At 64.5% G+C, this 9,122-nt stretch carries 8 protein-coding genes and 1 rRNA gene; 1 reads left to right on the top strand and 8 read right to left on the bottom strand.

Annotated features, from left to right (window positions below):
- The 3 genes from SB764_RS22400 to SB764_RS22390 form a co-directional block, all read right to left on the bottom strand.
- Window positions 1-1,370 (bottom strand): 16S ribosomal RNA (locus tag SB764_RS22400); the annotation flags it as partial.
- A gap of 158 nt (window positions 1,371-1,528) precedes the next feature.
- Window positions 1,529-1,831, bottom strand: a complete 303-nt coding sequence (locus tag SB764_RS22395; protein ID WP_410864920.1) for a hypothetical protein — start codon at window positions 1,829-1,831, stop codon at window positions 1,529-1,531.
- Window positions 1,832-1,935: 104 nt separating this feature from the next.
- Complete coding sequence (locus SB764_RS22390; protein WP_410864932.1) at window positions 1,936-2,151, bottom strand: hypothetical protein; 216 nt, start codon at window positions 2,149-2,151, stop codon at window positions 1,936-1,938.
- A 153-nt stretch (window positions 2,152-2,304) separates the two neighbouring features.
- Between SB764_RS22390 and SB764_RS22385 the strand changes: the two genes are divergently transcribed.
- Complete coding sequence (locus tag SB764_RS22385) at window positions 2,305-2,742, top strand: hypothetical protein (RefSeq protein WP_065057938.1); 438 nt, start codon at window positions 2,305-2,307, stop codon at window positions 2,740-2,742.
- Between the two features lie 23 nt (window positions 2,743-2,765).
- Here the strand turns inward: SB764_RS22385 and SB764_RS22380 are convergent, their stop codons facing one another.
- The 5 genes from SB764_RS22380 to SB764_RS22360 all read right to left on the bottom strand — a co-directional run bounded on the left by SB764_RS22380 (window position 2,766) and on the right by SB764_RS22360 (window position 8,889).
- Complete coding sequence (locus SB764_RS22380) at window positions 2,766-3,839, bottom strand: ABC transporter permease (RefSeq protein ID WP_410864918.1); 1,074 nt, start codon at window positions 3,837-3,839, stop codon at window positions 2,766-2,768.
- A 4-nt stretch (window positions 3,840-3,843) separates the two neighbouring features.
- The gene (locus SB764_RS22375; RefSeq protein WP_080180717.1) at window positions 3,844-4,863 is read right to left on the bottom strand and encodes an ABC transporter permease; all 1,020 of its coding nucleotides are present in this window, start codon (window positions 4,861-4,863) and stop codon (window positions 3,844-3,846) included.
- 102 nt (window positions 4,864-4,965) lie between these two features.
- A complete protein-coding gene (locus SB764_RS22370) occupies window positions 4,966-6,549 on the bottom strand; it encodes a sugar ABC transporter ATP-binding protein (protein WP_183040611.1) in 1,584 nt (527 codons plus the stop codon).
- Between the two features lie 14 nt (window positions 6,550-6,563).
- Window positions 6,564-7,601: an ABC transporter substrate-binding protein gene (locus SB764_RS22365; protein WP_110330081.1), complete on the bottom strand. Its 1,038-nt coding sequence runs from the start codon at window positions 7,599-7,601 to the stop codon at window positions 6,564-6,566.
- Window positions 7,602-7,803: 202 nt separating this feature from the next.
- Complete coding sequence (locus SB764_RS22360) at window positions 7,804-8,889, bottom strand: LacI family DNA-binding transcriptional regulator (RefSeq protein WP_082991687.1); 1,086 nt, start codon at window positions 8,887-8,889, stop codon at window positions 7,804-7,806.
- Between the last annotated feature and the right edge of the window lie 233 nt (window positions 8,890-9,122).

Raw genomic sequence — 9,122 nt, 5'->3', positions numbered from 1 at the left:
CGTATTCACCGCGGCATGCTGATCCGCGATTACTAGCGATTCCAGCTTCACGCAGTCGAGTTGCAGACTGCGATCCGGACTACGATCGGTTTTCTGGGATTGGCTCCACCTCGCGGCTTGGCAACCCTCTGTTCCGACCATTGTATGACGTGTGAAGCCCTACCCATAAGGGCCATGAGGACTTGACGTCATCCCCACCTTCCTCCGGTTTGTCACCGGCAGTCTCCCTGGAGTGCTCTTGCGTAGCAACTAGGGACAAGGGTTGCGCTCGTTGCGGGACTTAACCCAACATCTCACGACACGAGCTGACGACAGCCATGCAGCACCTGTGTTACGGCTCCCTTTCGGGCACTTCCACCTCTCAGCGGAATTCCGTACATGTCAAGGGTAGGTAAGGTTTTTCGCGTTGCATCGAATTAATCCACATCATCCACCGCTTGTGCGGGTCCCCGTCAATTCCTTTGAGTTTTAATCTTGCGACCGTACTCCCCAGGCGGTCAACTTCACGCGTTAGCTACGTTACCAAGTCAATGAAGACCCGACAACCAGTTGACATCGTTTAGGGCGTGGACTACCAGGGTATCTAATCCTGTTTGCTCCCCACGCTTTCGTGCATGAGCGTCAGTATTGACCCAGGGGGCTGCCTTCGCCATCGGTATTCCTCCACATCTCTACGCATTTCACTGCTACACGTGGAATTCTACCCCCCTCTGCCATACTCAAGCGATGCAGTCACCAATGCAGTTCCCAGGTTGAGCCCGGGGATTTCACATCGGTCTTACATCACCGCCTGCGCACGCTTTACGCCCAGTAATTCCGATTAACGCTTGCACCCTACGTATTACCGCGGCTGCTGGCACGTAGTTAGCCGGTGCTTATTCTTCCGGTACCGTCATCCCCCGGCCATATTAGGACCAGGGATTTCTTTCCGGACAAAAGTGCTTTACAACCCGAAGGCCTTCTTCACACACGCGGCATTGCTGGATCAGGCTTTCGCCCATTGTCCAAAATTCCCCACTGCTGCCTCCCGTAGGAGTCTGGGCCGTGTCTCAGTCCCAGTGTGGCTGGTCGTCCTCTCAGACCAGCTACGGATCGTCGCCTTGGTGAGCCTTTACCTCACCAACTAGCTAATCCGCCATCGGCCGCCCCTATAGCGCGAGGTCCGAAGATCCCCCGCTTTCATCCGTAGATCGTATGCGGTATTAATCCGGCTTTCGCCGGGCTATCCCCCACTACAGGACACGTTCCGATGTATTACTCACCCGTTCGCCACTCGCCACCAGGTGCAAGCACCCGTGCTGCCGTTCGACTTGCATGTGTAAGGCATGCCGCCAGCGTTCAATCTGAGCCAGGATCAAACTCTTCAGTTTAAACCTGTTACTGTTTTCGGTTCTTTCGAACCGGTCGCTCACTCAAAGCTGACAGGTATCTGAATTACTTCAAAAACCTGACTTACTTTAGTGTGAGACTCTTGATACTTTTGCTTCTCCTGACACGCTCCGAAGAACCCGCCAGGTCGCATCACCTATCAAGCGCCCACACTTATCGGCTGTAAATTTTTAAAGATCGCGTCGCGCAAACTGCCCGGTTCGACTGCCGCACCGTAGTGCGCTGTTACTACCCGGCGTTTGCTGCGTTGCTGCGTCAGCAGCACAGAAACGAGATTATGAAGTCTCTTTTTCGTTTCGTCAACATCTTTTTTTACGTTACCGCTTAAAAAGCTTGTTGATCCTGCGAACCCGCTGGTTTCGTCGCGGGCTTCGCTGCGGCGTGTTGCTTGTTGCGTGCAGCGAAGGGGGCGAATCTTAGCGAGGCGATACCATTCACGCAAGCCCCATCGCGAAAATAATCCGCAAAAAAATAGAGGCGCTCCGCGCCTCTCGCCTTCGGCCAGCTTCAGCCAATTACACCGCCAGCACCTGGCCTCTCCGTTCTCTAAGACTTGCTGCCCTTCGGCGGCTTCTTGAACATCGCCTTGCACGGCGGCGACAGCTCATCGTAGTGCTGCTTCATGCACACGGTGATCTTCTCTTTATTAGGAATGTCGCTCGCACAGAAGTGGAACGCGTCACCACGGCACGCGTGTTCCTGTTCGTCTTGCGCCGCCGCGTGGCTCGCGCCCGCCACGCCGATCAACGCGAATCCGAGCATCCAGGCGGCCGCTCGCAGGGTGGGAGTGTGCTTTGTCATATCGCTGTCCTCGTTGAGCGTAGTCAGCGACGGATTGCAAAGCGCGTTCCCGGCACGCCGTTTGCGCGCCCGGCAAGATCTCACGACGAGGCGCTGCCCCGCAGCGTAGCCACCATGAAGACCGCGATTGAACGTCTCGCGACCGGCGCCGCCCTTGCGCTTGCCCTGGCCGCGCCGCTCACCGTCCACGCCGACGACAGCGCCAGCCCTTGCGCCGCGCTCAAACGCATCGTCGCCGCCGCGCCGCAACACTTCGCCGGTTTGCGCGCCGACGATGGCCGCGCCGTCGCGCAACCCTATGGCGACGACGCCCAATGCGCCGCCAGCCGCGGCACCTATCAGTGCATGTGGAGCGGGCGCAACGCCGGCTCCGGCACCAACGCGCTGGAAGGCGTCGGGGCCGACATCGCCTCGTGTCTGCCCGACGCCACACACGACGTCAACTCGCCCAACCGCCAGCACTTCTATCTGGGCGCCCGCGGCAGCCGCACCGAAATCACCGCCCAGACCGACGGCGGCGCACGCGTGAAGCTGACCGTCTCTCATCAATAAGTGAGAGTTAGCCGCAGCCGGCCTCAGCCCGCCGCGCCTTTTGCCTCGCCCTTGCTTGCACCGCCGCGCGGTTTGCCCGATCCCGGCGTCGCACGCGCGACGCCGTGTCGACGCCCCGTCAGCACGGTCTGGACGATCACCGCCGCAAGCAGGAACGCGCCGCTCGCGAGATTCTGATAGTAAGGACTGAGCGTGCCGACCTGATTGATCACGTTATCGATCACGCCGAGCAACAGCACGCCCGCGAGCGGCCCCGCCATCGTCCCGACGCCGCCCGTCAACAGCACGCCGCCGATCACGGCCGCCGCGATCGACTGCAACTCGTAACCGGTGCCCGCCGCCGCCAGCCCCGAATCCAGATGCGAGGCCAGCAGCGCGCCCGACAATCCGGCCAGCGCACCCGACAACCCATAAGCGAGCACCTTCACGCGCTCCACGCGCACGCCGAGCATGCGCGCCGCCTCCTCGTTGCCGCCGATCGCGAAAATCGCCGCGCCGAAACGCGTGTGATTGAGCAGCACCGCGCCGAGCCCGTAGACCACCGCGAGCACCCAGATCAGATTGCTGATGCCGAAAATCGCGCCGTTCGCGATATGCGCGAAGAAACCCGGATTCGCGATCAGCAGATCCTGACTCGCCAGCACGAGCGCGAAGCCCTTCAAACCGAGCAACGCGGCGAGCGTGACGATGAACGGCGCCATCTTCGCGCGCGCGATCAGCAGACCGTTGATCAGTCCGATGACGAAGCCCGCCGCGACCGGCGCGAGCAGCGCGGCGCCCCATCCGTAGGGCGCGGCATACGCCGACAGCACGGTGCCGAGCCCGACCATCGAGCCGACCGACAGATCGAAGCCGCCCAGAATGATCACAAGACTCTGCCCGACCGCGACGAGTCCGAGAAACGCGCTGTTCGAGACGATATCGGCGAGATTGGAGAAGTGCAGGAAGTCGGGGAACACAAGGCCCGCGATCAGCGCGACGACCACCAGCATGCCGATTGCGCCGCGCGACTGCACGAGCGCGATGATCCGCGCGCGCCGGCCGCCATTCGCGGCGTTTGTGGCGTTAGCGGGAGTCGATGTCGTTTCGTGTGCCATCGCTTCACGCTCCCGAGCGCTGCAGATACAGCGCGACGACGATGAACACCGCCTTCAGGATCTGCGCATACGTAAAGCTGATGTTGTTCATGATGAAGCTCGCATCGAGCACCTGAAGCAGCAACACGCCGAACACCGCGCCGACGATCGAGATGCGTCCACCCGACAGCGGCGTGCCGCCGATCACCGAAGCCGCGATCGCATCGAGTTCGAAGTTCACGCCCACGTAATTCGGATCGGCCGCGCCGAGCCGCGAGGACGCGAACAGCCCCGCCAGTCCCGCGAGCGTGCCGCTCACGGCGTAGACCAGAAACAGCGTGCGGCGCACCGGAATGCCCGCGAGAAACGCCGCGCTGCGACTCGCGCCGACGAGAATCGTGTAGCGCCCGAAGGTCGTGCGGCGCACCACGAACGCCACCACCACGGCCAGCGCAATCGCGATCAGCATGACGATGGGCACCGGTCCGAGGGCGCCCGCGCCGAGCAGATCGAAGGCGGGCGCATCGGGCAAATTCACGCGCGAGCCGCCGAGCAGCGCCTGCGCGAGCCCGCGCGCCGCGACCAGCAGCGCAAGCCCGGAAATCAGCGGATCGATCGCCAGCAGCGCCACCAGCGCGCCATTGCACAAGCCCGCCACAGCGCCCACCGCAATCGCGCCGACGAGCGCCGTGCCCACGCCATAAGGCAAAAACACGGCGATCGAAGCACTCGCGAGCGCCATCACCGAGCCGACCGAGAGGTCGATGCCGCGCGTCGCAATGGCGAGGTTCTGGCCGAGCGCGATCAACACGATCGGCGCCGCCTCGAACAGCAGGCTGCGCGCGGCGAACGGATTCTTGAAGCCGGGCGTCACGATCAGATTGAACACGACGAGCGCCGCCAGTGCGAAATACACGCTGTGCTCGCGCAGCACCACGCGCCAGGCGGCGGGGCCGCGCGACGCGGCTTCGGGCTGATCGGCGCGCGGCGCGGGGAAGTTCGAGGGGCTCAAGCGTTCCTCGTTCGATTCAATGTTGGTCGCCATCGGTGCGGGATTCGTCGATTGTGCGTCGTTGGTGCGTCGTTTAGGCGCTTCTTGCGGATACTCGCGCGCGGTGTCAGCGGTGGGCCAAGCGGTCAACCGCGCTCACGCGCCGCCGCTGTCCGGGCCAGCGTCCGCAGCCTGGCCCGCCAGTACGGCCAGCACGTCGTCCGGATGCGCGCCCGCGGTCGGCATGCCGCCGTGCGTCGCGCCTTCGTTGAGCATCACGAGTCGGTCCGTCAGCGCGAGCAGTTCTTCCATCTCCGAGGACGTGACGACGACCGCGAGCCCTTCCTGCGCAAGCTGCTGCACGACGCGATGCACTTCCTCCTTCGCGCCGACGTCGATGCCGCGCGTCGGATCGTCGAGCAGCAGCACGTCGGGTTGCGTCGACAGACAGCGCGCGATCAGCGCCTTCTGCTGATTGCCGCCCGAGAGCGTGGTGATCAGCGCGCCCGGCCCCGCCGTCTTGATGCCGAGCCGCGCAATCGCCTCGCGCACTACCTGTGCTTCCTTCGCGCGCGAGATGAAACCGAAGCGCGAAATCCGCGGCAGCAGGCTCGCGACGATGTTCTCGCGCACCGACAGCCGCGGAAAGATCCCTTCGGCGCGCCGGTCCTCGGAGAGAAACGCGAGACCGCGTCCGATCGAGCGCGCGGGCGTGGCGTGCGTGAGCGCACGGCCCGCGAGACGCACGTCGCCCGCATCGGGCTTCTGCGCGCCGAAGATCGTCTTGAAGGTTTCCGTGCGGCCCGAGCCGAGCAAGCCGGCCAGCCCGACGATCTCGCGCGGCGCCACGCGCATCGTCACGTCGCGCACACGGTTGCCCCATTGCAGGCCGTCGACTTCGAGCGCGGGCGTCGTGCTCGCGCCGGCGTCGGCCTTGCCCGAGCGGTCGGTCCACGCGTGCTCGCCCGCGCTTTCACGGCCAAGCATCGCGGCGATCAGCGCGGCCCGCGGCAACTCCTGCGGCGTGCCAGTGCGCACCACCGCGCCGTCGCGCATCACGGTGAAACGGTCGCACAGCCGATAGCACTCGGAAAGCCGATGGCTCACGAACAGCAGCGCAATGCCTTCCGCGCGCAACGCGTCGACCACATCGAACAGCACGTCCACTTCCGCGCCACTAAGCGCCGAAGTCGGTTCGTCGAGAATCAGCACACGCGCGCCGAGCGAGACGCCGCGCGCGATCGCCACCATCTGCTGCGCGCCGAGCCCGAGCGTGCCGAGCTTCGCCGCCGGATCGACCGCGAGCCGGTAACGCTGCACGATCTGCGCGGTGCGTTCGAGCATCTGCTTTCTATCGGTCAGGATGCCGAAACGTTTGGGCTCGTGACACAGAAAAATATTGTCGGCGACGCTGCGCTCCGGAATCAGGTTGATTTCCTGATACACGGCGCACACGCCCGCGCGCTGCGCGGCGCGCGGACTGTCGAAAGCGACGCTCGCGCCGTCGAGCGCGAGCGTGCCTGCGTCGGGCTGATGAAAACCCGTGAGCACCTTGATGAGCGTGGACTTGCCCGCGCCGTTCTCGCCGACCAGGCCGTGCACTTCGCCCGCGCGCAAGGTGAGCGAGACGTCGCGCAGCGCGCGCACGACGCCGAAGGTCTTCGAGACGCCGCGCGTGTCGAGCACGGCGCGCGGCGTCGCGTCGGCGACCGGGTGGGCGGGGGCTGCGTCCGTCGTCATCGCCGGGCCGCCGCTCAGTAGACCTTGCCCGCCGCGAGCGACTGCTTCGCGTTGGTCTTGTCGAACAGCGCGTCGTCCATGATCTGCTTTTGCGCGACCGGCTTGCCCGCGAGCCAGTCCTCGAGCGACTTGAACGCGAGCGGCCCGAAGCGCGGATTGGTTTCGACGTCCGCCGCCACCCTGCCTTGATCGATATCGGTGACAATTTCCTTGGTGCCGTCGATCGACACGATCTTCACGCCCTTGAGCTTGCCCGCCTGGCGCAGCGCGGTGATCGCGCCGACCGTCATGGTGTCGGCGTGCGTGTAGACGGCGTCGACGTCCGGATGCGCGAGCAGGATCTGCTCCATCACTTTCTGCGCTTCGGTGGTCGACCAGTTGGCCGTCTGCGCGGCGGCGATCTTCATGTTCGGATAGGCCTTGAGCCCCGCCGCGAAACCGTCGGTGCGCTGGCTTTCGACCGTGTTGCCGTAGCCGCCCTGGATTTCGGCGATCACGGCCTTGCCGCCGGTCGCGTCCGCAAGCGCCTTGGCCGCGCGCTCGCCCTGCTTGTAGAAGTCCGAGCCGAGGAAGGTGATGAAATCCTCGCAGACCGTGCCCGCCGTCTGACGGTCGATCGTGACGACCGGAATGCCCTTGGCGCGCGCCTGCGCGAAGGCGGGTTGCAGGCCGGTCGAGTCGTTCGGCGCGACGATCAGCGCCTGTGCGCCCTGATTGATCATGCTTTCGATGTCGGCGACCTGCTTGGCCTGGTTCGCATTGGCGTTCGTATACAGCAGCTTCACGCCCGCCGCCTTCGCGGCCGCGCGCACCGACGCGGTTTCCGTCGCACGGAACGGATTCTGTTCGTTCTCCGATTGCGAGAACCCGACCACCATGCCGCTCAGTTTCAGGTTGGACGGCTTGGGATTCGTGCAGGTCTCGCTGGAATTGGCCTGGACCTTCTGCGCGCCGGCGTCGGACTGCGCATAGGCGCTGCTCGAAGCGAACGCGGCAAGCGCCGCGCACAGACCGGCGGCAAAGAGGGCGGACTGGATTCGTTGATGACGCATGGCTGTCTCCTGTTGACCGCGGGGGCACTGAGGCTCTTGGGGCGGTCCCATGCAAAGCGGTGAAATGACGTGGACGGTACGGGCTGCGCGCCCTCCCGCTGCCTTGTTGTCTTTCTGTCTTCCTGATCTCCGGCACACGCATCTGCATGGTGCGTGTGACGGATATTACGGCCACTGCTTCAACTAATATTACCAGTATGAATCAGGAGATATTAATGAGGGTATTCACGGGTGCCGCGGCGGTGCTGGGCGCACAGACCGAGGCGCGCTCGATGAGCGGCCCGTCGAGCTTGACGGTGCGATGGCGCACGGGCGCGCCGGCACTGCGGTTCTGCTCCTCCTGGAGCAGCGTGTCGACGGCCCAGCGGCCGAGCTCGTAGTTCGGCAGCACGACCGTGGTGAGTGCCGGGTGCGTGTGACGCGCGATTTCCTGGTCGTCGTAACCCATCACGGAGACGTCCTCGGGCACGCGCAGACCGAGTTGCTTGAGCGCCTCGATCGCGCCGATCGCCATCAGGTCGTTGGCGCAGAAAATGGCCGTGGGCGGCTGCGGCTCGCGCATCAGCGAGAGCGTGAGCTCGAAACCCTGATCCGGGCTCCAGTCGCCGTCGCGCACGAGGCGCTCGTCGAATAGCAGATCGGCGGTCGCAAGCGCCTGCCGATAGCCCTTGAGACGATCCTTCGCCGCATCCTGCCAGGTCTCGCCGTTGATGAAGCCGATGCGCCGGTGGCCCGCCGCGATCAGATAGTCGGTGGCCGTGTGACCGCCCGCGACTTCGGCCGGCACGACCGAGGAGAGCGCGTGGTCCGACGCGTAGCAGTTCAGCAGCACCGCCGGCACCTTGAGCAGCGCGGGCGGCACCGCGACCTTGCGCGTGTAGACCGTGGCGTAGATCACGCCGAGCACGTTGGGCATCGCGAGCGTCTGCAACACCTGCTGCTCCATCTGTGCGTTGCCGTGCGTGGAGAACACGGCGAGCACGCAGCCCGCGTTCCAGGCGGCGTCGCGCGCACCGTCGATGCTCACGACCGGATGCGGACTGGTCGACACCTCGTCGGCGACATAGACGATCAGGTTGCGATCGCCCGCGCGCGCGGGCGGCTGCGCGGCGCGCACGGGCAACTGATAGCCGAGTTGCTGCGCGACTTCGTGGACCTTGTTGCGGGTGGCCTCGGAGAGCTTGGCGCCGACCGCGCCATTGAGAACGAGAGAGACCGTCGATTGCGACACGCCCGCGGTCTTCGCGATATCGGTCATGGTCGGACGGCGCTGGGTCGATTTTTTCATCGGATGCGAGGTGAGCCGCGGATCGTGCGGATTGTCCGCAAATCGAGCCGCCAGGCGTGCCGCGAAGCGCGTTGCCGAACGGCGTCGCGCTTCGCCGCATGGCGGCCGGAAGGCGGCGCGGGCCGGGCCCGCGCTGTTGGGCCGAAGCGTAGCACTAATATTTAGGCCAAACAATTAGCGTAAGTCGCCATACGACATCCTCTCCTTCTCCCATCGATCGCGACTATATTATT

Source organism: Paraburkholderia sp. SIMBA_027 (assembly GCF_046535315.1).
Lineage (GTDB): Bacteria > Pseudomonadota > Gammaproteobacteria > Burkholderiales > Burkholderiaceae > Paraburkholderia > Paraburkholderia tropica.
The sequence above is the reverse complement of the archived record's forward strand: the minus strand, read 5'-3'. Positions and strand labels throughout refer to the sequence as shown.

What these genes read in the sequence shown, in the direction of transcription:
- SB764_RS22390 (WP_410864932.1), bottom strand. Translation starts at nt 2,151, where the DNA reads ATGCTCGGATTCGCGTTGATCGGCGTGGCGGGCGCGAGCCACGCGGCG.
- SB764_RS22385 (WP_065057938.1), top strand. Translation starts at nt 2,305, where the DNA reads ATGAAGACCGCGATTGAACGTCTCGCGACCGGCGCCGCCCTTGCGCTT.
- SB764_RS22380 (WP_410864918.1), bottom strand. Translation starts at nt 3,839, where the DNA reads ATGGCACACGAAACGACATCGACTCCCGCTAACGCCACAAACGCCGCG.
- SB764_RS22375 (WP_080180717.1), bottom strand. Translation starts at nt 4,863, where the DNA reads ATGGCGACCAACATTGAATCGAACGAGGAACGCTTGAGCCCCTCGAAC.
- SB764_RS22370 (WP_183040611.1), bottom strand. Translation starts at nt 6,549, where the DNA reads ATGACGACGGACGCAGCCCCCGCCCACCCGGTCGCCGACGCGACGCCG.
- SB764_RS22365 (WP_110330081.1), bottom strand. Translation starts at nt 7,601, where the DNA reads ATGCGTCATCAACGAATCCAGTCCGCCCTCTTTGCCGCCGGTCTGTGC.
- SB764_RS22360 (WP_082991687.1), bottom strand. Translation starts at nt 8,889, where the DNA reads ATGAAAAAATCGACCCAGCGCCGTCCGACCATGACCGATATCGCGAAG.